Genomic DNA, 22,358 nt, shown 5'->3' on the forward strand with positions numbered 1-22,358 from the left:
GCCCCCATTTTATATTGTATAGGAAAAATCCCTTTACAAGGTCTGCTCCGTTCTCTCAATAATATCATCCTGGGTTTTCTTGGACAATACATTGAAGAATGCGCTGTAGCCCGCCACCCGGACTATGAGATCCTTATGCCTCTCCGGATGCTCCTGGGCATCCAGCAGGGTCTCCCGGGATACGATATTGTATTGCACATGATATCCATGGAGCCGGTTGAAGAATGTCTTTAGCAGCATCTCCAGCTTCTGCTTGTTTTCTTCCTTGGAAAGCATCTGAGGCGTCATTTTCTGGTTCAGAAGCACGCCGCCGGTGATCTTTTCCGTCCGAAGCTTGGAAATGGATTTGAATACGGCAGTGGGACCGCTCTTGTCGGCATTGTGGGCCGGGCTGCAGCCTTCCGCCAGAGGCTCAAAGGCATTTCTTCCGTCCGGCGTGGCCATGGTTCCCATTCCCTGGCCTACATTGGCGCTGATAGATGAGGTTCCCGCATAGCGGATTCCGCCGATGGGGCCTCTCTTGTAACGGGTACTGGGATATTTCGCAATCTCATCCAGGTAGGTGTCGTATGCTTCCACTACCAGAAGATCTGCCTTATCGTCGTCATTTCCGTATTTAGGCGCGTCATGAATCAGCATTTCCTGGATCTTCTTATTCTCCGGCGACTGGAAGTCGTCCAGGATTGCATTCCAGAGCTGTTCTCTTGTAAGCTTCTTTTCCTCATAGACAAGCTTCTTAACCGCCGCCAGGGAATCCGCCATATTGGCAATCCCCACCTGGAGGCCGGAAATAAAGTCGTATACGGCGCCGCCTTCCTTGATGGTCTTTCCCCGTCCGATGCAGTCGTCCGTAAGGGCCGAGCAGAGGATATCCGGCACATCCCGTTCGGAGGCCTTGTCAATGGCATTTTCCACTATAACGCTGTAACGGGTCATTTCCCTAAGGGTTTTATCCCAGGCTGCCATCAGCTCCTCATAGGTTTCCATATCCTTGAAGTAACCGTATCCCTTTGTAAAACGCTTTCCGCTTGTGAGATCCACGCCGTTGTTCATCACACACAGAAGCAGCCGGGGGAAGTTGATGTAGGACATTCCCGTGCAGCGGTAGCCCCATTTTCCGGGAACCGCCGTTTCCACACAGCCAATAGCGCTGTAATTATACGCGTCTTCTTCCTTCACGCCCCAGCCGATAAAGGAAGGGATAATGATCTCATCGTTATTCAGAGCGGGCATTCCAAAGCCCAGCTTCATAACCTCAATGCATTCGTCGAAGAAATGCTTATCCAGGCCGGCATGATAGCGGACTGTCAGATTCGGCTGCGTCAGCCTTGTCTGGGCCACGGACTGGAGCACAAGGAAGCTCAGCTCATTCACTGCGTCCTTCTTATCCGTAGTCTGGCCGCCTATGGTGACATTCTGGTACATAGGGGAGCCTGCGGAGCTTAAGGTATGGGCCTGGGAGCGCACCTTATTGATGGTCAGGGTCTTGATCCACAGGCAGGTGAGAAGCTCCAGCGCCTCCTCCTTTGTAATCCTGCCTTCCTTTAAATCATTTATATAATAGGAATACATATACTGGTCAAAGCGGCCGTAGCTTAGGGAATGGCCATTGGATTCAATCTGCAGAATCAGCTGGATAAACCAGACGGACTGCACGGCTTCCCGGAAGGAAGAGGCCGGTTCATAAGGAACCTTCTCACAGATCCTGCTTATCTCAAAAAGCTCTTTTTTTCTGTTCTCATCTGTTTCCTTTTCCGCCAGTTCCTTTGCCAGAGCGCTGTACCGCTGTGCAAATGCCCGGACAGCTTCTATGACAATCAGAACGGCGTTGTAGAATACATTCTTATCAATGCTGTCCGGATCTGTCAGATCCAGGGCTGCCTTACATTTCCTAGTTCTCTCTTCGTATCCCTTTAACCCAATCGCAAGAAGGCGCTCATAATTCACGGCCAGGTGGGCATCGCCGGCATTCAGTTTGCCTTCCATGCCGAACACGCCTGTCTCCATAAAGACGCTTACCTCCTCTGGAAGGAGGGCTTCGCCTCTTGCACGTAAGTTATTGTTTTCCCAGAAGGGCGCAATGCTTCGGATCTGTTCCTTGGCCTCCTCCGTAATATAGAACACGTCGCCGTCCCGTTTTTCAAACAGATCCAGCTCTTTCAATACAAATTCCAAGGTATATTCCGGAAAAACAGGGGCGTTCCGGTTCTTCGTTGCCTGGTTGCCGGCAAGGAGAGATTTGTCCTCCAGGTAGATTGTCATTTTCTCCAGAATATTTTTCAGCATCAGCGCCCTTGCCATCACCCGGGGCTGGTTTAAGCTCTCTTTATAAGCTTCCGTGGCCAGAATGGCACGCTCTGCATCCACATAAGGCTTCTCGTCCAGGACTTCTTCCCGGAATGCCTGCATACGCTCTGTCAATGCGCCGAAATGATTTCTATTTTCCATATTGCCCTCCATTAATATTTCGTTCGTAACTAAATTATTTTCGTTTGTAAAATTATAGTATCATTCTTTTCTGCGGATGTCAATGAGATTTTATTCGAAACGCAAGCTTATTTCATTTGAAAAATCTGTTGTGTGGAAAGATGTGGATGTGTTACAATGAATTGAAAATAGGATATCCTCGGCAGGCAAAGGCCAGGTATCAAAAAGAAAGGGATTTTCCATGAAAGAACGTCATCTTGAGATATTAGACATTGTGAACGAAAGGGAGCGAATCAGCGTCCAGGAGCTCTCGGAAAAGCTCGGCCTTTCCGTTGTGACCATACGAAAGGACTTAGAAGAGCTGGAGTCCGAAGGGCTTCTGCGCCGCCAGCACGGCTACGCCGCCAAGGCTTCCCCGGACGCCATCAATTCGCGGATGTCCTTCCGCTATCTGGAGAAAAAGAAGATTGCGCAAAAGGCCGTCTCTCTGGTGGAGCCTATGGAGACCATTATGATTGAATCCGGCTCTACCTGCGCCCTCTTTGCCGCAGAGCTGGCGGCCGTCAATGATGTGACCATTATTACAAATTCCACTTACATTGCCCGTTCCCTGGGATCTGCCCCGGGTGCAAAGGTAATTCTGCTGGGGGGTGATTATGACACGGTAGCCGAGGTTACCACCGGGCCGGTGACAGAGCTCTGCGCCAGAGAATATTATGTGGATAAAATCTTTGTGGGAATAGACGGCTACACGGAGGACAACGGCTTTTCCAACATCAACCACACTCGCTGCAGCACTGTCCGGGCTCTGGCAAAGCAGGCGGATAAAGTGATTGTCCTCACAACCTCCGATAAGTTCGGGAAGCGCAGCGTGGCCAGGATGTTCTCCTCCGACGAGGTGGACACCATTGTAACCGATTCCCAGCTTGCCCCCGAATACGCAGACACGCTGCGCTCTCATCAGATCCGGGTAGAGCTTGCAGAGGGGTGAACGTTCTGCCTTCTCCCCTCCTGATGCCCTGCAGCGTGTTATTCACCGCCGTCTGCGCAATGCTACAGCAGCAGTTCCGCCGCCCCGATAATCCCAAAATCCTTCTTAAGCTCCGCAAACCGGAATTCCACCGGCATCTTAATGTGATCGTACCGGTCAAACTCCTGACGCATGGGCCCAAAAAGGCTTTCTCCAAAGCTCGTCAGCCCTCCGCCGAAGACAAAGGTATTGATATTGAGGAGCTGGTAGATATTGTAAACGCAGACTGCCAGATGATGGGCCATATGGGTCAGTTCTTCCCCCGCCAGCTCATCTCCTTCCCGTACTGCCTTAAGCAGCGCCTCTCCATTGCGCACCTTTGCGTCTTCAAGCAGGCTTTTCTTTCCACGGAGAAGCCGCATGCCCAGACGCTTCGGAAGATTCCGGCCGCTTATCTGTGACATAAAGCATCCGTAATTGCCGCAGCCGCACATGATTCCCTCGTCCGGCGTATCCAGCATATGCCCGCTCTCTCCCGCCCAGCCATAGCTTCCCCTGAACAGGTCTCCATTGATGATAATTCCGCTTCCGATTCCCGTGCTCACTGCCATATAAACCATATTCCTTAAGCCGCGGCCCGCTCCCCGGCGGTACTCCGCCAAGGCAGCCGCATTGCTGTCATTGTCCAGAACCACCTGTACCCCAAGGCGCTCCTCCAGATAATCGCGCATGGCAAAATCCTTAATATTCACCATGGCGGAAGTCATATGAATATATCCGCTCTCAAAGCGTATGTAAGAAGGCATACAGATCCCAACGCCCTCCACCTCCCGAAGCGATGCCTGGCGCTCTTCCAGGATCTTGTGAATCATCGCAATGATCTCTTCCGAAAAGGCCGGCCCGTCCGCCTCAATGTCGGTGGGATGCTGATACTTCTTTAGCAGCTCCCCCTCCCGGTCAAAAAGGCCGTAGGCCACCTTCGTACCGCCCGCATCAATTCCGAATATATATTTCTTCTCCATCGCGCCTCCTTCTGCTCCGCCCCTGATTTCATACTATCTTTTTTCTATATTCCGCTCTGTGCTCTGTACCGCTTGCGGAAATTCGACGGCGTCTCCTGCATCTTCTCTTTAAATACCCGGCAGAAATATTTGGGCGAATCAAAACCCACCAAAGCCCCAATCTCATCCACCCCCATGGACGTGCTGATCAAAAGCTCGCTGGCCTTCTGAATCCGCATGGCATTGATATAGCCGATTACCGAATCCCCCGTCAGCTGCCGGAACTTCCGGGAAAGATAGGATTTGCTGATGTATTCCAGGCCTGCCAGCTCCTCTAAGGTAAGCTTCTCCATGTAATGATTCTGAATATATTCCAACACCCGTTCAAAGGTTCGGTTTCTGCCGTCTGCCTCGTAGCATTCACGAAAAATAATAATCAGAAGCTGCTTGATTGCATACTCCAGAAGAACCGGCTCCTGGGTTTTCCGCCTGGCCTCCCGATATATGTTCCGGAAGGCATTATTAAGCATTCCCTCACGCTCGTTCAGATGAATAGGGCCCGGAAGCACCAGCTCCGGGATATCCACCCAGAGGCAGATGATCTCCCTTTTCCGTTCCGGCGAAGGCGCGTCCCTGTGCTCCACATACGCCGGGTACACAATCGTATCATACAGGGAAAAATTCACCTGCGCATCCCCGATTCCCACACTTCCCTTTCCATCTACGTAATAGATAAGTTCAATATAAGGATGGGAATGACGGGTGTGATCCCAGAGACTGTCGTTTTCGTCAAACCACTCACAGTAAGTCAGCTTGGGGCTGCTGTCCTGAATGAGAGAGATGATCCGCTTGTACTCCTCACCGTCCATAGTATATTTCCTTTCCTATGCGGTTTCTGTTTATAGCTTACCACATGTATTTTCGTTTGTCAATTATATGCTTTCTTTAGAAATAAAATATATTTCGTTAAGCAAAAATCCACCCATTTTTTTACACATGGATGGATTTTTTCATCTTACTGATTCCGCCATGCCGCCAGTACAGTGACACAGCAGGCTTCCTTTTCCGCATACAGCGGCGAAAGCTTCCCATTCTCCTGGTTGATGCCGAATACGCAGATTGTGTCCGTATCCTGGTTTCCTGCCAGCAGATACTCCCCGTCAGGAGACAGGATAAAGTCCCTGGGGATCTCTCCTAAGCTGTCCTGTATCTGAATCTGTTCCAGCCTTCCGTCCTCTTCTATGCGGAACACAGCCAGATGGTTGCTTCCCCGGACAGATGCGTAAAGCCATTTTCCTTTTGGATGCAGACGGATGGCCGCTCCCAGAGAAGGAGGCCTGCAAGTCTTTGGCATAGCTGATATCGTTTGCACAAGCCGGGCGCAGCCCGATTCCATTTCGTATTCATAGACATTGACCTGGCAGGCCATCTCTGTCATCACATAGAGATGCCGCCCTTTCCGGTCAAAGACTCCATGCCGGATTCCCTGGCCCTTGATCCCCAGTATCGTAAGCTGCTCATCGGGCAGCAGCCAGCCCTTTTCCCAATCCCCCCGATATCCTGCAAGACAGTCCAGCCCCAGATCCGGCACATAGACATATTTCCCATCGGGAGAAAGAAGCATCTGATGAGGGTGGGGCCCCTCCTGCCGTTCCCGGTTTACTCCTTCACCGCTGTGGCGGAGCACACAAGAGGCATGCCCAAGACGGTAATCCCCAAGAATCGGAAAGACGCTTAAGCTTCCGCCGGAATAATTGGCAGCCATCAGATATCTTTTATCCGGGGAAAATGCCAGATGGCAGGCATCGGCCCCACAAGTGAATTGTCTGCTTCGCAGCGCAAGCTCTCCTGTTTTGCTGACAATCTCATAAGCAGACACCGTAGAACCGGGAATTCCCCCGTATTCCTTCAATTCGTTTACACAGTACAGGAAGGGCGCGTCAGGATGCACCAATATATAGGAAGGATTGGACACGGAGGGCGTCACCGACAGCCGCGTAAGCCTTCCGGTCTCCCCGTCAAATGCGTAACAGGTAATCCCCCTGCATCTGCCCGGCACAACCTCACCAGACCCCATCTTTGCGGGTTCCGTATATCCTCCTGTAAAGAAATAAAAATTTTTCAATCTTCTACTCCTGTCTAAGCCCGAGGCACCCAAAGTATATTGCGCCCACCGCCTGGGCAAACTGGGCCACCGTATAATCGGGATGGGCCTCAAGCTGCTTCATCAGATCCGTATTGGCAAGGCCGCCGTCCGCCGCATACTGCTTCAGATCCGGTTTCCTGCGTCCTGCCCCCTCGCACATCAGCCGGAAGCATACGGGGCTCTTTACCAGCCGTCCGAACAAGGAGCGTTCCTTGGCCGCCGGATTCAGAATATAATCCGTCTCCTCCCAGGTTACGGCAAGATATTCTCCTACCTTCCGAAAAATTTCTCCGCAGCTTTCAGACTCCCCTGCCTTCTTCATAAAGAACTCAAGACAGGGCTTGCGCATATCCTTGGGCTCCGTCGGAACTGTCACCTCATTCCCGTCCCAGACAAACAGCCCCTGCTCAAGAGCCTCCTGGTAAATCTCCGGCTCTTCCTCCGGCAGATATTTCATGGCAAGGCGGAATACTCCTGACTGGCAGGTATACTTCTGCAGCGTGCCGGGAAGATTCGTATTGTAATTGTTGATGCTCCGCACGTCATTGGAGGGATACTGCTTCTGCACACAGCTTCCCAGGTCAATCATAAAGTTGTAAACCTCCAGAGGAATCTCCGGAATCGATCCGTCCGGAAGCACCCAGCCTGTTCCAAGCTCCGTTCCCAGAGTATGGGCAAAAAATCCGTTGGACACGTCCTCCCCTGCCCACGCCTGTTCCACTGCAGCCGTAAAAGCCGCCATAGGGCCGTCATTGGTATTCATCACCGCTCCGTCCTCTGTCACAAATGCCTTCAAGTCCTCACAGAGCACAGAGATTTTCCCAAACTGCTCTTCATAATCCAGCTTTTTATTTTCTCTCATGCCCTTTGTCTTAAAAGTCTCTCCCCCGACAATCAGGTTCTGAATCACCACGTCCGGAAAGCTGAGGCCGATAGCGTCGAACTTACGAAGCCCCTCTCCTGCCGCCTGCTCCATACTTATAATCCCGCGTTCCATAGCTTCAAAGGAAGCGTCCTTGGAAAAAGCAGCCTTATCTATCTCTGCGCCTCTGCCCGATGCCTCCAGGCTGGCTGCCGCGCACATCATCCTTGTGAGCATCAGCACCGGATCTATCAGCTGCTCAGCCCTCTCAAAGCCGGCCGGAAACCAGTCGAACTCCTTGTACACTGCCAGAGCGCCCTTTACGCTTGCCGTCAGCTTAATGTCTGTTCCGCCGATATCAATTCCCAAAAGCATCTTATCCTTGGCAAGCTCCGGCAGAGCGGCAAAGACGGCCTCTCCCTTTGTCTCCTGGGTTTTACTTTCCACAGGCTTCTCTTCTGACACGTCTTTACGCTCAAACCGGAAGCAATATTTCCCTTTCAGGAGCACGGACAATATGCGCTCGTTTACATTCAGACTCTTTCCATAGCCGGTTCTCTCTGCCTTTGAGGCCTTGGTCTGAAACACTTCATCCAGCCCCTCTGCCAGAGCTGCTGCCTTCTCATCCTCAGCATCCGTATAGATCTCGATCTTCACTGCTCCCAGAGAAGAGAGGATGTTGTAAATCATTGCGTGGACATAAGAAGCCGCGAACGCCTCTTCCTCCCGGCTTCTGGTCTCGGGAAGCGACAGCGGAAAGCTTTTTTTACTCTCGTCATAGAGGGTTACATGCAGATGGAAGGGCCTTGTTCCCTCCTTTTCAAATGCGTTTCTTACATCCGTAATATAGACAGGCTCATCCTTCTTTGCCTGCTCCAGAAAATCATTCAGCATGGTTTACTCCTTTACAATATGTACAATTCCTTCCTGCTCCAATATCTCGTAAAACCTTTCCATTTCCTCGCCGGAAAGGGCTTTTCCTTCCACAGGATAATCTCTTTCCATAGCTGCGTATTTGCTGCGGCAGAGGGGATTGAAGTTCAAAAGCTCATAGGCACCGTCCGGATTCACCGACCGGATATAACGGGCAATACTGCGGATATTCTCCTCCGTGGCCGTATAGCCCGGAATCAGCGGCGTCCGCACAAGGATATGCGCCCCCTTTGCCGAAAGATATTCATAATTCTCAAGAATCTGCTCATTTCCTGCTCCCAGGTGCTTTTTATGAAGCTTGGTATCCAGGAATTTGATATCAATCAGGAACTCATCGGTCACCGGAAGCATTGCCTCTACAGCCTCTCTGGGGGCCAAAAGGCAGGTTTCCACAGCCGTGTTCACGCCCTCCTGCTTACAAAGCCTTAAGACCTCCGCTGCAAATCTCCACTGAACGAGCACCTCGCCCCCGGAAAGCGTCACGCCCCCTGTCTCCCCAAAAAACACACGATCCCGAAGCAGCTTCTTAGCCGCCTCCTCCGCCGTCAGCTCTGTCCCGATTTGTCTAAGGGCAGCTCCCGGACAGGCCTCCTGGCAGCTTTGGCAGAGGCTGCACCGGGAAGCATCTATGTGGATTCGATCGGTAAGCTTCAAAGCCTTCTCCTTACACACTGCCGCGCAGGTGCCGCATTTTAAACAGTCCCCCGGGCTGTACCAGAGCGCCGGGGTCCCGTCCATCCCTTCCGGATTCTGGCACCAGGGGCAGTGAAGAGGGCAGCCCTTGAAAAAGAGGGTAGTGCGAAGTCCCTCCCCGTCATGGACGGCAAACCGCTTGAGATCAAAAATTATCCCTTTCATGCCGATTCGTAAGTGGTACGGGCAATAATTTCTTCCTGGAGATCGGGAGCAAGCTCCGTGAAGTATGCCGTATAGCCGGCGACGCGGACGGTAAGGCTGCGATACTGCTCCGGCGTCTTCTGGGCCGCTCTTAGATCTTTTTCGTTGAGCACGTTAAACTGAATATGACTGATCCCCAAGCGGCATACAGACCGAAGAAGCTCCACAAACTTCTGAATTCCCGTGTCCGTCTTAAAGAACTGGGGCAGGAATTTCATGTTCAGAAGGGTTCCGTTGCTGGCCTTTTCAAAGGGCAGCTTTGCCACGGACTGGAGAAGGGCTGTGGGGCCATTGGTATCCCGTCCGTACATGGCGGACACACCGCCGTCTGCCAGCGGATCCTTGGCGCGGCGTCCGTCAGCGGAGGCTCCCACGTTCTGTCCCATAGGCACATGGGCGGAAACCGTATAAAGGCCCATCTGATAGATTCCTCCGCGGCCGTTTTTATACTTCTTTAAGCCGTCGGCAAAGTAATTTACCCATTTTACCCCAAGCGCATCCACCCAATCTACGTCATTTCCGTACTTAGGCGCTTTGTTGAGCAGCATAGCCCGGATAAGAGGCGCATCCTCATAGTCTGTCTGAAGAGCGTGAAGCAGCTCTTCCCTGGAAAGCTTCTTCTCGTCGTATACGAGAGCCTTAATCGCCGCCAGGGAATCTGCCAGATTGGCAGCCTGGATAGCCTGCACGCCCGCAAAGTTGTAATGAGCGCCCCCCTGGGTGACATCCCGGCCCCTTGCCAGACAGTCGTCAATCACCGCAGAAAGGAAAGGCGTAGGCAGAAGCTTCTCATGCATCTTCTCCACCTGGCTTACACACTCTGCCATCCGGTCAGAGAAGTAATCAATCTGCTTTGCGTAGGCTGTTTCCAGCTCTTCAAAGGTTTCATAAGTAGTCAGAGCCCCCAGATCCAGCCCTGTCTTTTCTCCCGTGAGCATATCTACGCCGTGATTCAGCGTCAGCTCCAGAGCCTTTAGAAGATTGAACATAGCTGCGTCGCTCCAGGCCAGGGCATTCCCGTGGGTGGTCAGCTCCACGCAGCCTACAATGGCATAGTTCATCGCATCCTTGTGGCTCACCCCGTGGGCCATAAGCGCCGGAACAACCGCTTCGTCATTGAATACCTGCGGCATTCCGCTTCCCTGTCCGATGACCCTGCTGGCTGCCTCAAGAAGCTCTGCCGGAGAATCCTTGTAAATCCGCAGGGACAGATTCGGCTGCGGCAGCAAAAGATGAGACTGGGCCTGAAGGAAAAGATAGCTCAGTTCATTGGAAGCGTCGCTTCCGTCTTCCTTCTGTCCCCCCAGGGCTACATTGAAGCCAATCGGGAAGCCTGCAAAATACCGGGCGCTGTTGGAGTTGCGCAGATATACAAGCTGGTTGAATTTGAGCCATAAACACTCGGTAATCTCCAGGGCATCCTCCAGGGTCATTCCCTCCCTGCGGCTGTGCTCGTAATAAGGATACAGGTATTGATCCATCCGTCCCGGAGAGAAGGAAGACGCATTTCCCTCCATCTGAAGAATGACGTACAGGAACCAGACAGCCTGCACTGCCTCCTGATAAGTCTTTGGCGGCTCTGCAGCCAGCTTATGGCAGACACGGGCCGTCTCTGCCAGATTTTCTCTTCCAGTCTCCTGGTACAGCTTATCTGCCAGAACTCCATACCGCTCTATAAAGGCGCTGGCTCCTTCCATACTGATGATCACGCTCTGGTAAAAGCTTTTCTGGGCCTCGTCTGCCTTTTCCAGATACTCTTGGGCTTCCTTACGGATTCCTGCCGGCCCAAGCTCCAGCCACTTCTTGGTGTTGGGACAGATGTGGCCCTGGGAATGATCCTTCTGGTTAATTTTTACCACCTTGGCGATAGCGTCTACCTGGGATCCAACGGCTACTCTTACTTGATCCTCCAGGGAACGTCCCTTCCAGTAGGGCATAATCTCCTTCCGGAAAGCGTCGATGTCCTCCCCCCGTACCTGGAACTTATCCTGGGGCCTTGTGGGAAGCGTCTCAAACTCCCGATCTACCCAGGAAGCCCCGGTCTCGGGAAATACCACGCCGCCCCGTACTCCATAGGTCCGGTTTCCCACAATTCTCTCCTCCGGTTCAATCCGGATGCGAATCTGCAGAAGAGCTGCCTTAAGCGCTTCCGCCCTCTGAATGCAGCGAGGCATTCCCTCTGTCTTTTTGTAGCTTTCCGTCACAATGCGGGCCTGCTCAATGCTTGCAAATCTTGGCTCCTTGAGCATTTCTTCCTTTAGTTTCCTGATGCGCTCTGAGCATGTTAGCTCTAGAATTGTCTTTGTTTCCATTTGCCGACCTCCCTTTTGGTTACGTTTCCGATTCCTCTTGTTTCTACCTTCAATATAGCACACCTGGTATCTGCTACCTACTCACAGTCTCACCCAAAAAGTATACGATTCTCTCCTTTTTCCGCCGCTGTATTCTTGCTATTGGAAGGGGGCCGCCGCAGCCGCGACGGCCCCCTTCCCAAAGACAACGCCAATCTATGACAGGGCTTCTTCCAAAGCCTTATACATGACATCTTTGTCTGGTTTCTTTCCGGTCCACATCTCAATATTCAAGGCAGCCTGGTTGATCAGCATGCCCGCTCCCGTCGCACAGGGAATTCCTCTGCGGCGCAGCTCTTTGATGAAAGCCGTTTCCGTTGGATTGGGAATGACATCCTGTACAAACATCTCCGGCTTAATGGAATCCAGGTCGATATTCGGTACAGCCTCCACATCCGGATAGAGGCCTACGGAGGTGGCATTTACCACAATGTCCGTCCCTTCCGGAATGGAAAAGGGACCGTCCCAGTCAATGTAGCGGCACTCTGTCTTTGTATTCTCCCTCAGGATCGCCATAAGAGAATCTCCCAGAGCGCGATCCTGGGCACGGTTCACAATGGTAATATCCGCCACACCTGCAAGCCCCATCTCCACACAGACAGCCCTTGCTGCTCCGCCGGCTCCGAATACGACAGCCTTCTTTCCCTTCACGTCTACCCCGTTGGATTCCAGGGACATCATAAAGCCCTTGCCGTCGGTATTTTCTCCAAAGAGACGGCCGTTTTCGTTGACAATCATATTCACGGCTCCGATAAGCTTTGCACTCTCGGAAATCTCGTCCAGATAATCCATCACTGCAATCTTGTGTGGAATGGTACAATTGATCCCCCTCATTTTAAAAGCCTTCAGTCCTGCAATGGCATCTCCCAGCTTATCCTTATCCACATCCAGGGTCAGAAAATGCCAGCGCTCCAGTCCCATAGCCTCAAATGCCGCGTCCTGAATCACCACTCCCGGATTCTCCGCAACCGGCTGTCCGAACACGCCTACCAAATGATCCAGATAATTCTGTTCTTTCATACTTCCTGCACTCCTTTCTCTATACACGCTCTCTCTTCAGCTTTCTTCCGAAGCAGTCGCCGCCGATAATCACTACAATCAAAATTCCCTCAAAAAGCTTCTGATAATATCCGTCAATTCCAAGCTGGTTCATACAGTTGCTCACAAGCTGGATTACAAACAGGCCGATAAAGCTTTCTATCATGCCGCCCACGCCGCCCGCGAAGGAGGTTCCTCCGATTACAACGCCGCAGTTTACCATCATACCGGTGGTATCTCCATATACAGAGGATCCGGTGTTCATACGGGAGGAAAGAAGCACTCCGGCCAGTGTGGATACTACGCCGCTGATAATAAAGGCCGCCCACTTGATGGGAACAACCGAGATACCGGAGTATTTTGCAACCTCATAATTGCCGCCGATGGCGTAGCAGTTCCGCCCAAAGCTGGTAAAGCGCATAATACAGTAGAAAATAACAAACAAGATCACCATATATACGACCAGCGACGGAATGGTTCCGAAAAACTTCATATTGGAGATCTGCATAAACTCCTTGCTGGTACAGGTCAGCGGATGCGCGTTGGTAATCTGCTGGCAGATTCCCTTTAACAGCATTCCCATACCCAGGGTAATGATAAAGGGCTCCGTCTTCTGATGCACAACGAGGAAGCCGTTGACAATCCCCACTGCCAGGCCGCTTAAAAGAGCCAGGAGGAAGGCAAGCCAGATAGGCTGTCCTGAATTCACCATCATAACGGCAATGATGCCCCCCAGACACAGGGTGCCGCCTACGGACAGATCGCAGCCGCCGCAGATAACGGCCACCGTCACGCCGAAAGCTACAATCTCAAGAATGGCCGTGGAGCGGAGCATATCCAGCCAGTTGTACATGGTATAAAATGTCGTATCAAAGAAAAGCATCATAAGCATGAGCCCAAGAATCGCAATTACGGCCTTTTGCTTTGAAACAATCTTCCAGACTTTATTTGCATTTGTTTTCGCGTTCATTTTCCTGCCCTCCTTTTATTGCTGATTCCGGTTGTCCAGCCAGATAGCCACAACCAGAACGGCTCCACGCATGACGGTCTGCATATAAGTGGACAGATCCAGCATATTCATACAGTTGCCCAGTACCGTAATCAGGAATACGCCAAGCATGGTTCGGATGACGCTTCCCTTGCCGCCCTTCAGCGTGGTTCCGCCTACCACCACGCAGAGAATAGCGTTGGTCTCATAGCCCGTACCCATGGTGGCATTGGCGCTGGTTACACGGGACATAAGCATAATAGCTGCCAGTCCTGCCATGGCGCCCTCGATGGCATATACCATACGCATCACTCTCTTTACATTGAAGCCCACCAGGTATGCCGCATCCTTATTGCCGCCCAAAAGGCTGATGGAGCGCCCCCAGATGGTCTTTTTATGGAAGAAATTCATAAATACCAGGAAAACCAGGAACACAATCAAGGCTGCCGGCAGAATTCCAATGTTCTTGGAGCCCAGAGCCGTAAATACGCCGTAAGGGCTCTGGCACTTGGAAATCTTGATGGTAACTCCCTGGGTGAAAATCAAGCCGATCGCAAGCCATACCGAACTCATTCCATAGGTGATAAACAGCACCTCCGCCTGGGTCATAGCTCCGCAGGCCGTCAGAATCGCCCCTGTTATGTAACCGAGAAGGGCGCCCAGCAGAACGCCGGCAATCAGAGCGCCCCACTGTCCCAGCGGATCAATCAGGCTGATGGTCACAACGCCTACCAGGCTGATCATACCTACGATGGACAGATCAATAAAGCCTGCGATGATAACAAAGGTCATGCCCAGGGCCGCAAAGGGAAGAGCCCCCAGCTGCTTGAGCACATTATTCATGTTCGCAGCTCCGAGAAACTTCGGTTCCACGGCAGCCGTCACAATGGCCAATATTAAGATGCCGCAGAGCACCAGATTTTTCTTAAGAAAATCCTTTGTCGCAATTGCACTAATATTCTTTGTCATTTCTCTCCCTCCGTCCTATCCGATGGCCTTATCCATGATTTCCGTCGCATCTGCTTCCTCTGGATTGAATTCTCCGGTGATACGGCCGTCGCAGATAACCAGAACACGGTTGCTCATGTTCAAAACCTCAGGAAGCTCGGAGGAAATCATAATAATGGCTCCGCCGTCCTCCACGATTTTATTCATCAGCACATAGATCTCATATTTGGCTCCCACGTCGATTCCTCTGGTAGGCTCATCCAGAATCAGAATCTTGGGATTGCGCTCCATCCACCGGCCGACGATACATTTCTGCTGGTTTCCGCCGGACAGCGTAACCACCTTCGTCTCTGCCGTGGGCGTCTTGATCGCCAGGGCCTCTATCTGGCGCTTTCCGATATCCGTTTCCTTTGCGGAATCCACAACGCCGAAATGAGCCAGATCCTCCAGGGATGCCATAGTAATATTGCTCTCCACCGAGAAGGGCAGAATCAGGCCCTCCCTCTTCCGGTCCTCGGGCACCAGGGCCATTCCCGCTTTCTTGGCGTCGTGGGGCGTCACAATCTTTACCTTGTTTCCTTCCAGATAGATCTCATGCCCTTTAACCTTGTCGGCGCCATAGAGGGCCCGGATAATCTCCGTACGTCCGGCTCCCACCAGACCCACCAGGCCCAGGATCTCACCCTTGTGCAAGGTAAAATTAATGTCATGGAGCTTGCGTGTATTGAGATTCTTCACCTCCAGAAGGGGCTCTCCCACAAAGTGCGCCCTGGGCGGATACTCATTCTCAATGGTCCGGCCTACCATCTTGGCAATCATATCGCTTCGGGTCAGTTCTTCCACCGGCTTCGTGTCAATGACGCAGCCGTCCCGCATGATGGTTACGATATTGCAGTACTCAAAAATCTCATCCAGTTTATGGCTGATGTAGATTACAGACACGCCGCTGTCCCGGAGCTGATTGATGATCACTCCCAGCTTTTTCAGTTCCTCCGAGGTCAAGGAGCTGCTGGGCTCATCCATGATGATCAGCTTGGAATCAAAAGAAAGGGCTTTGGCAATCTCCACCATCTGCATCTCCGATGCACTCAGATCCCCTACCAGGGAGGTTGTGCTGATGGTGCTTCCAATGCTGTCAAGAAGCTCTCTGGCCTTCCTATGGGTTCCGCCCATGCCCTTGTTCTCCATAAAACGGCCCAGGAAAATATTTTCTCCTACCGTCATGGTGTTTACCAGGTTAAACTCCTGATAGATAATACTAAGGCCCCGGCGCAGCGCCTGGATGGGAGTTGTCTTTTCAATGGTTTCTCCGTTGAATATGACAGTGCCTTCGTCCTTTTCGTATACACCGGATAATATTTTCATTAAAGTGGATTTGCCCGCCCCGTTTTCGCCGACAATTCCGTACACAACGCCTTTGGGGATGGACAAGGACACATGATCCAGGGCCTTTACTCCCGGAAAGTATTTGCAGATGTCTTTCACCTCTAGGATGTAATCGGTCTTATTCTCCAACTTTACTGCCTCCCTTAATCTTTCATTGAAAAAGGCCGCCGCAAAGCGACAGCCCATTTAGCTCTGCCAATGTATGCTTTCTGGCTTTTTACCACTCCGGATAAGGCAGAGTTTCTACGTTATCCTTGGTTACGATATCTACCGGTGCATATACAACGCCTTCATCCGGCAGTGTCTCGCCATTCATAAGCTTCTGGATACACTCAAAGGAAAAGGTGGTCATGTTCTGGTAGCTCTGTCCGATGCAAAGCGCCTGTGTGCCGTCCTTTACCTGATCATATCCGGCTCCGCAGCCGTCCACGCCGATTACGTACACATCGTTCATCTCAGCAGCCTTCAAAGCCTCGATAACGCCGGTTGCACCGTTGTCCCAGTGGCAGAATACAGCCTGGATGTCCTCGCCGTGCTTTACAATAAAGTCTTCCATAATTGCCATTGCGTCCTCGGTTGCCCAAGCTTCGCAGTCCTTGGTATCAAGAACCTCTACCTTGGCAGTGTCAATGGTGTCAAAGAAGCCGTCGTGACGAAGAATCTGTGCGCTGTGGCCGGACTGTCCGCCTACCTCTACTACCTTACAGCCGTCCGGAAATGCTTCCATCAGAGCCTTCGCTGCTTCCTCACCGCACATATAGTCGTTGGTCGCACAAGCGAAATCACGGTACTCGGTGCTTGCAAAGCCTTCCGGCAGCTCGGAAGAGAAGATTCCTACAAATACGCCGGCCTCACGGGCTTCCTGGATGGCAGGAATCATAGCGCTTGGGTCCGTGGGGTTAATCATAATTCCCACATAGCCCTGGGACACGCAGGTTCCGATAGCAGCCACACCATTCTGCGCATCGTAATCCTCGTCAAATACAGTTACCTCAAATCCATAATCTGCCGCATACTGCTGAATCAGCTTCCATGCATATGCCTGAGATGGATTTGCAAGAGACTGGGTGATAAATGCAACCTTTGCCAGGCTGCCGTCGCCGGCCGGCTCAGCCGCAGGTGTTTCCTCCCCGGACGCTTCCGCTTCCGGCGCTTCCTCTGTCTGTACAGGCTCCGAAGCCGCAGGTTCCTCTGTCTTACCGCCGCATGCGGCCAGGCCCAGCACCATGACAGCCGCTAACAGCAATGCAATACGCTTTTTCATTGTTGTTCCTCCTTGGATTTGTTATTTTTTATAACTAACAGGCTGCACCTGTCAATCATCTTTGTGATATCATCCATAGAATATCTTTTTGTTCCCTTTTCGTTTATTAATTATAGACAAATATTTTTGGTCAAATAACCCATGATCCAACACAAAAAGTACACTATAATGAACAAAAGTTACGTATAGTGTCTTTCTATATTTGTTTCGAAACTATTTATCTTGTTTTAACCATCTATTTTCTGCATTTAAGAAGAATGCTGCATTCTTATTTGACAATTCCCTTTTCTCCTTTTACAATAAGACAAACAGCAATTTTACGAAGTTTTCCAAAGCATACCGGAGACGATTGCAGAATCAAGGATGGAGGAACATACTATGAGTAATTTTTATTATCAGGAAAGCTGGCTGGAGATTTTGAAGGAGCAGGAGGAGCTTCTGCGCTACGATACCTTTACCAGGAGCATGGCCCTGGAACTGGGCCTTAACATCCTCAAGCTGGCAGAAAGCACCTATCAGAAGCCTCTGGCTGTCCAGATTGTAGAGGACGGTACTATAATCTTCGCCCATAAGATGGCAGGCACCTCCTCAGAAAACGACTGGTGGATGAACCGCAAGCTGGCCGTATCACGCATAACAGGAAAAAGCTCCCTTTTTTCCTGTGTGGAGACGGAAATGGGCAATCCTGCGCCCCAATGGCAGGAGCGTCCGGATAACTATGCTGTCTGCGGCGGATGTATCCCTGTATTTCCCACTGACGGAAGCACGCCGTGGGCTTATGTGCTGGTGTCCGGGATGAAGCATTTTGAGGATCACCAGGTAATCGCCGATGCCATGGCTCTGCAGCTGGATAAAAAGATAAGGCGGGTTTCTTAAACCCGCCTTATCTTCAAGCTTACCATATGATTCTATTATCCGGAGGTCTTAAACTGCCGGCGGAAGCCGGCCGGAGATTCTCCGGTAATCTCCTTAAATACACGGTGAAAATACTTTGGTGAATCAAAACCTACCTGGTAAGCAATCTCATCTATACTGAGACAGGACATCATCAGAAACTGTCTGGATCGCTCGATCCGGAACCGGTTGATGTAGGATATCACCGACAGCCCGGTCCGTTCCTTAAACTTACGCGAAAGATAAGATTTGCTGATGTGCTCAAGCTCTGCCAGCTCATCCAGGGAAATCCTTTCCGCATAGTGGTTCTTGATGTATTCTATCACACAGTCCAGCATCCTGCTGCCTTCCACCGCTTCCTTTGCCTCTCTTAAAACCATAAGCATCAGCACCTTCATGGCATGCTCCAGAAGGAGTTCATCCCGTTTATCACGCTTTCCCTCCTGGTACACAAGACGGAACGCATTGCCCAGAATGCCGTCTCTCTCGTGAAGCCGTATCGGCTCTTCAATCACAAGCTCCGGCATATCGATCCAGAGACAGATGATCTCCCTTGGACGCTCCGGAAGCCGCTTGTCCAGATGCTCCTGGCAGGCCGGATAGACCGTGGTATCATACAGAGAAAAGTTCAGCTTCGTTCCCGATACATCCGCATTTCCCTTTCCTTCCACGTAATAGATCAGTTCATGGTAGGGATGGGAGTGAAGCTCAAAATTCCACATACTGCTGTTCTCGTCAAACCATTCACAAAACCGCAGCCTGGGGTTACTGTTCCGGATTACTTCATAAGCTTTTTCCAGTTCCATCCTGTCACATCCTGTCCGATGATGTACTCAAATAACTACAACCTGTACTAAAACTCAAACACAGCCACTCCATAAGGCGGCAGTGAATACGCAAAGGAATAGGGCAGACCGTCGCACTCACTCTTCTCTGCCTTATACACAAGGGGCCGCTCCTGTCCGCTTCCGCCGAATTCTGCCGCGTCGCTGTTAAGCACCAGCTTATACTGCTTTCTTCTCGGCACGCCCACCCGGTAGTCTTCACGCTCCATAGGCGTAAAATTGCAGACAAAGAGCAGATTCTTCGTACCCTTTTTGCTGAAGCGCATAAAGGAGAAAATGCTGCGGAAATTGTCATTGGCATTGACCCATTTAAAGCCGGCCGGAACTGTATCCTGCTCATAAAGAGCCGGTGTCTTCCTGTACAAATGAAGCAGCGCCTTCACATAGCTCTGCAGCTGCTGATGCTTCTCCTCTCCCAGCAGATACCAGTCAAGCTCCCTGGCTTCGCTCCACTCCTGGAACTGGGCGAAATCCTGTCCCATAAAGAGCAGCTTCTTACCCGGATGGCCTATCATAAAGGAGTATCCCACCTTCAGATTGGCAAACTTATCGTCATAGAGGCCCGGCATCTTATTGATCATGGAGCACTTCAGATGCACCACCTCATCGTGGGACAGCACCAGAATATAGTTCTCACTGTAAGCATAGGTCATGGCAAAGGTCATCAGATTGTGCGCACCATTGCGGAAATAGGGATCCAGCTTCATATACTCCAGGAAGTCATTCATCCAGCCCATATTCCACTTGAAGGAAAAGCCCAGCCCGTCATTTTCCGCAATATCCGTTACCTTGGGCCATGCGGTGGACTCCTCCGCAATCATCATCACACCGGGATTCCTTCCCAGCAGGCAGGAATTGAGATGCTTAAAGAATTCAATGGCCTCCAGGTTCTTGTTGCCGCCGTACTTGTTGGCTGCCCACTGGCCGTCCTGCTTGCCGTAATCCAGGTACAGCATGGAAGCCACCGCGTCCACGCGAAGGCCGTCCACATGGTACTGCTCTACCCAGAAAAGAGCATTGGCAATCAGGAAGTTCTTTACTTCGTTCATCTCGTAGTTAAAGATCTTGGTGCCCCAGTCCGGATGCTCGCCCTTTCTTGGATCCGGATATTCATAGAGGGCCTGGCCGTCAAAATCCGCAAGGCCGTGGGCATCTCTTGGAAAATGAGCGGGAACCCAGTCCAGGATAACGCCGATTTTATTCTTATGAAGGTAATTGATCAGGTACATAAAGTCCTCGGGACTTCCGTACCGGGAGGTGGGTGCGTAGTAGCCTGTCACCTGATAGCCCCAGGAGCCGTCAAAGGGATGCTCCGCAATGCCCATCAGCTCCACATGGGTGTAGCCCATCTCCTTCACATAGTCTGTGAGACTGTGGGCCAGATCCCGATAGCTGTAAAAGCCGTCCTCGTCGGGGCCGTGGGGATGCTTCTTCCAGGAACCCGGATGCACCTCATAGATGGACATGGGCTCCTCCTTTGTATTCCGCACCTTCCGCTTCTCCATCCAGGCGCTGTCGCTCCAGCGAAAGCCGCTGATATCGGCAATCCTTGATGCAGTTCCTGGACGCTGCTCTGCCTCCAGGGCGTAGGGGTCGGCCTTGTAGAGCAGACGGTGATCCTCCGTCTCAATAAGGAACTTGTAGAGGGTTCCTGTCTCCACGCCGGGAACAAACAATTCATAGATTCCCAGAGGCTCCAGACGCTTCATCTCATGGCTTTCCTGATCCCATCCGTTAAACTCCCCAATCACATGAACCCTGTGGGCATGGGGGGCCCATACGGCAAAGTGGACGCCCTTCTTTCCCTCATGCTTCACGGTGTGGGCTCCCAGCTTCCGGAAAATGTCATAGTGATTTCCCTGTCCGAACAGATATTGATCCATATCTGTCACAAAGCAGGAAGGCATCTCCGGCTTCTGCTTTCTTCTCGGCTGTGCTTTCTTTTTCTGTTTCTTTGTCTCTCCCATAATGCTCACTCCTGTATAATTTTAAATACCGCGCTTCCGCCTGCGGATATTTCCAACTGAATTTTTCCGTTCTCTACGGGAAAGGTCTTGCCCGTCAGAACCTCAAGAGCGCTGCTTCCCGCCACCGGACAGGGTATCTCCATCCGCGCCGGAGCCTCATCGTTATTCACTGCAGTAACAACGGCTTCCCCGCCCAGGATCCGGGCAAAAGCATACTGGCGGTTGGTCAGACAAAGCTCCCGATACACCCCGTCTACCAGGGCCGGCGCTTCCTTTCGAAGTTTCGAGAGCTTTATTAAAAGCTCCTTTAACTGGGGATGAGGCGGCTGCGCCTCCATCTTCTCAAGATCCAGGCAGGGCCGCAGAAAATCGTCGTTGGCGCCTTCCTTCCTGCCTTCCACGCCCCACTCGCCTCCGTAATAGATGGAGGGAATGCCGGGAAGGGTGTAAAGAAGGGTATATACCGGCGCCAGATGGGCCTTCTCCTTCAGCTTATTTACCAGCCGATCCACATCATGGTTTTCCACGAAGGAATACAGCCTGCATCCCCGGTAAATGCCGCCGTTGGCGTCAAACTGGCGGCGGATGGTGTGGGCAATCTCAAAGTAATTGTGATCGTTGTGGCCGGAGTAGAGACCCTTGTGAAGCTCATAGTTCGTTACAGAGTGAAGCATATCCTCCCCGGTCCACCGGGCATAATCTCCGTGGATCACCTCGCCCATGAGCCAGAAGTCCTCTTTTTTCTCCTCCGTCACCCTGCGCAGCTCCTTCATAAAGTTGAATTCCAGGCAGTCCGCACAGTCCAGGCGGATGCCGTCAATGTCAAATTCATCAATCCAGAACCGCACCACATCAAAGAGATACCCTCGCACGCCCTCGTCGTACAGATTCAGATTGGCCAGCTCAAAGCAGTTTCTCCAGGCTTTATAGTAAAAACCGTCATTATAATGGGTATTCCCCTCAAAGCTTACATCCTGATACCACCAGCGGTACTGGGACTGCTCTCTTTTTTCTTTCAGATCCTGAAATGCGAAAAATTCCCGTCCCGTGTGGTTAAATACACCGTCCACCACCACACGGATTCCGCTCTCGTGGCAGAGCGTTACAAAGTTCTTGAAGTCTTCGTTATCTCCGAGACGGCGGTCTACCAGCTTGTAGTCCCTGGTATCATAGCCATGGCTTGTAGATTCAAACAAGGGACCGATATAGACTGCAGTGACCCCATATTCCTTCATATGGGCAATCCAGGGTTCTAAGTTTTGCAAACGGTGAACCGTCTCTTCTTCTGTGTTGTATTTAGGCGCCCCCGTAAGACCTAAGGGGTAGATATGGTAAAAAACCGCCTCCTCGTACCATTTTGACATGGTATCGTCCTCCTTTTTTCTAAGAGCCGTTCTCCTCAGAAACTATCACCAAAATTGAGGATCTCGCTCTAAGCATA

17 protein-coding genes are annotated in these 22,358 nt (G+C 51.5%); 2 read left to right on the plus strand and 15 right to left on the minus strand.

What is annotated here, in order from left to right; all coding sequences use genetic code 11:
* Positions 1 to 33 precede the first annotated feature (33 nt).
* Positions 34 to 2,448, minus strand: a complete 2,415-nt coding sequence (locus VV089_RS17515) for a glycyl radical protein (protein ID WP_334336796.1) — start codon at positions 2,446 to 2,448, stop codon at positions 34 to 36.
* Between the two features lie 220 nt (positions 2,449 to 2,668).
* On the opposite strand from VV089_RS17515, the gene VV089_RS17520 reads away from it, so the two are divergent.
* Positions 2,669 to 3,418 carry a DeoR/GlpR family DNA-binding transcription regulator gene (locus VV089_RS17520; protein WP_334336797.1) on the plus strand — a complete coding sequence of 250 codons (750 nt, stop codon included), beginning with the start codon at positions 2,669 to 2,671 and terminating at the stop codon, positions 3,416 to 3,418.
* Positions 3,419 to 3,480: 62 nt separating this feature from the next.
* On the opposite strand, the gene VV089_RS17525 is transcribed toward VV089_RS17520, so the two are convergent.
* From VV089_RS17525 to VV089_RS17575, 11 genes are all read right to left on the minus strand, one after another.
* Positions 3,481 to 4,419, minus strand: a complete 939-nt coding sequence (locus tag VV089_RS17525; protein ID WP_334336798.1) for an ROK family protein — start codon at positions 4,417 to 4,419, stop codon at positions 3,481 to 3,483.
* Between the two features lie 44 nt (positions 4,420 to 4,463).
* Positions 4,464 to 5,267: a helix-turn-helix domain-containing protein gene (locus tag VV089_RS17530; RefSeq protein ID WP_334336799.1), complete on the minus strand. Its 804-nt coding sequence runs from the start codon at positions 5,265 to 5,267 to the stop codon at positions 4,464 to 4,466.
* A gap of 146 nt (positions 5,268 to 5,413) precedes the next feature.
* Complete coding sequence (locus VV089_RS17535; RefSeq protein ID WP_334336800.1) at positions 5,414 to 6,523, minus strand: lactonase family protein; 1,110 nt, start codon at positions 6,521 to 6,523, stop codon at positions 5,414 to 5,416.
* Between the two features lie 4 nt (positions 6,524 to 6,527).
* Positions 6,528 to 8,300, minus strand: coding sequence for a hypothetical protein (locus tag VV089_RS17540; RefSeq protein WP_334336801.1), 1,773 nt, complete (start codon positions 8,298 to 8,300; stop codon positions 6,528 to 6,530).
* A gap of 3 nt (positions 8,301 to 8,303) precedes the next feature.
* Positions 8,304 to 9,197 (minus strand): glycyl-radical enzyme activating protein, encoded by an 894-nt coding sequence (locus VV089_RS17545; RefSeq protein WP_334336802.1) that lies wholly within the window; start codon positions 9,195 to 9,197, stop codon positions 8,304 to 8,306.
* The gene (locus VV089_RS17550) at positions 9,194 to 11,548 is read right to left on the minus strand and encodes a glycyl radical protein (RefSeq protein ID WP_334336803.1); all 2,355 of its coding nucleotides are present in this window, start codon (positions 11,546 to 11,548) and stop codon (positions 9,194 to 9,196) included. The genes VV089_RS17545 and VV089_RS17550 overlap by 4 nt, the downstream gene beginning before the upstream one ends.
* A 195-nt stretch (positions 11,549 to 11,743) precedes the next feature.
* Positions 11,744 to 12,607 carry a shikimate dehydrogenase gene (gene aroE / locus VV089_RS17555; RefSeq protein WP_334336804.1) on the minus strand — a complete coding sequence of 288 codons (864 nt, stop codon included), beginning with the start codon at positions 12,605 to 12,607 and terminating at the stop codon, positions 11,744 to 11,746.
* Positions 12,608 to 12,626: 19 nt separating this feature from the next.
* Positions 12,627 to 13,595 (minus strand): ABC transporter permease, encoded by a 969-nt coding sequence (locus VV089_RS17560; protein WP_172541992.1) that lies wholly within the window; start codon positions 13,593 to 13,595, stop codon positions 12,627 to 12,629.
* Between the two features lie 15 nt (positions 13,596 to 13,610).
* The gene (locus VV089_RS17565; RefSeq protein WP_334336805.1) at positions 13,611 to 14,582 is read right to left on the minus strand and encodes an ABC transporter permease; all 972 of its coding nucleotides are present in this window, start codon (positions 14,580 to 14,582) and stop codon (positions 13,611 to 13,613) included.
* 15 nt (positions 14,583 to 14,597) lie between these two features.
* A complete protein-coding gene (locus VV089_RS17570) occupies positions 14,598 to 16,076 on the minus strand; it encodes a sugar ABC transporter ATP-binding protein (protein ID WP_334336806.1) in 1,479 nt (492 codons plus the stop codon).
* Between the two features lie 88 nt (positions 16,077 to 16,164).
* Entirely contained in the window at positions 16,165 to 17,211 is a 1,047-nt protein-coding gene (locus tag VV089_RS17575) for a sugar ABC transporter substrate-binding protein (RefSeq protein WP_334336807.1), read from the minus strand.
* 378 nt (positions 17,212 to 17,589) lie between these two features.
* Between VV089_RS17575 and VV089_RS17580 the strand changes: the two genes are divergently transcribed.
* Positions 17,590 to 18,087 carry a heme-binding protein gene (locus tag VV089_RS17580; protein ID WP_334336808.1) on the plus strand — a complete coding sequence of 166 codons (498 nt, stop codon included), beginning with the start codon at positions 17,590 to 17,592 and terminating at the stop codon, positions 18,085 to 18,087.
* A gap of 35 nt (positions 18,088 to 18,122) precedes the next feature.
* On the opposite strand, the gene VV089_RS17585 is transcribed toward VV089_RS17580, so the two are convergent.
* The 3 genes from VV089_RS17585 to VV089_RS17595 all read right to left on the minus strand — a co-directional run bounded on the left by VV089_RS17585 (position 18,123) and on the right by VV089_RS17595 (position 22,281).
* A complete protein-coding gene (locus VV089_RS17585; protein ID WP_334336809.1) occupies positions 18,123 to 18,911 on the minus strand; it encodes an AraC family transcriptional regulator in 789 nt (262 codons plus the stop codon).
* Between the two features lie 47 nt (positions 18,912 to 18,958).
* A complete protein-coding gene (gene glgB, locus VV089_RS17590) occupies positions 18,959 to 20,857 on the minus strand; it encodes a 1,4-alpha-glucan branching protein GlgB (RefSeq protein ID WP_334337593.1) in 1,899 nt (632 codons plus the stop codon).
* A 65-nt stretch (positions 20,858 to 20,922) separates the two neighbouring features.
* Positions 20,923 to 22,281 (minus strand): alpha-amylase family glycosyl hydrolase, encoded by a 1,359-nt coding sequence (locus VV089_RS17595; protein WP_172541999.1) that lies wholly within the window; start codon positions 22,279 to 22,281, stop codon positions 20,923 to 20,925.
* Between the last annotated feature and the right edge of the window lie 77 nt (positions 22,282 to 22,358).

The sequence above is a fragment of the Candidatus Merdisoma sp. JLR.KK011 genome (assembly GCF_036941125.1).
Lineage (GTDB): Bacteria > Bacillota > Clostridia > Lachnospirales > Lachnospiraceae > Laedolimicola.

Excerpts from the sequence above, each read along its gene's own strand:
- VV089_RS17530 (WP_334336799.1), bottom strand. The coding sequence starts at position 5,267 with ATGGACGGTGAGGAGTACAAGCGGATCATCTCTCTCATTCAGGACAGC.
- VV089_RS17520 (WP_334336797.1), top strand. The coding sequence starts at position 2,669 with ATGAAAGAACGTCATCTTGAGATATTAGACATTGTGAACGAAAGGGAG.
- VV089_RS17540 (WP_334336801.1), bottom strand. The coding sequence starts at position 8,300 with ATGCTGAATGATTTTCTGGAGCAGGCAAAGAAGGATGAGCCTGTCTAT.
- VV089_RS17585 (WP_334336809.1), bottom strand. The coding sequence starts at position 18,911 with ATGGAACTGGAAAAAGCTTATGAAGTAATCCGGAACAGTAACCCCAGG.
- VV089_RS17525 (WP_334336798.1), bottom strand. The coding sequence starts at position 4,419 with ATGGAGAAGAAATATATATTCGGAATTGATGCGGGCGGTACGAAGGTG.
- aroE (WP_334336804.1), bottom strand. The coding sequence starts at position 12,607 with ATGAAAGAACAGAATTATCTGGATCATTTGGTAGGCGTGTTCGGACAG.
- VV089_RS17545 (WP_334336802.1), bottom strand. The coding sequence starts at position 9,197 with ATGAAAGGGATAATTTTTGATCTCAAGCGGTTTGCCGTCCATGACGGG.
- VV089_RS17575 (WP_334336807.1), bottom strand. The coding sequence starts at position 17,211 with ATGAAAAAGCGTATTGCATTGCTGTTAGCGGCTGTCATGGTGCTGGGC.
- VV089_RS17550 (WP_334336803.1), bottom strand. The coding sequence starts at position 11,548 with ATGGAAACAAAGACAATTCTAGAGCTAACATGCTCAGAGCGCATCAGG.
- glgB (WP_334337593.1), bottom strand. The coding sequence starts at position 20,857 with ATGCCTTCCTGCTTTGTGACAGATATGGATCAATATCTGTTCGGACAG.
- VV089_RS17580 (WP_334336808.1), top strand. The coding sequence starts at position 17,590 with ATGAGTAATTTTTATTATCAGGAAAGCTGGCTGGAGATTTTGAAGGAG.
- VV089_RS17515 (WP_334336796.1), bottom strand. The coding sequence starts at position 2,448 with ATGGAAAATAGAAATCATTTCGGCGCATTGACAGAGCGTATGCAGGCA.
- VV089_RS17565 (WP_334336805.1), bottom strand. The coding sequence starts at position 14,582 with ATGACAAAGAATATTAGTGCAATTGCGACAAAGGATTTTCTTAAGAAA.
- VV089_RS17560 (WP_172541992.1), bottom strand. The coding sequence starts at position 13,595 with ATGAACGCGAAAACAAATGCAAATAAAGTCTGGAAGATTGTTTCAAAG.
- VV089_RS17595 (WP_172541999.1), bottom strand. The coding sequence starts at position 22,281 with ATGTCAAAATGGTACGAGGAGGCGGTTTTTTACCATATCTACCCCTTA.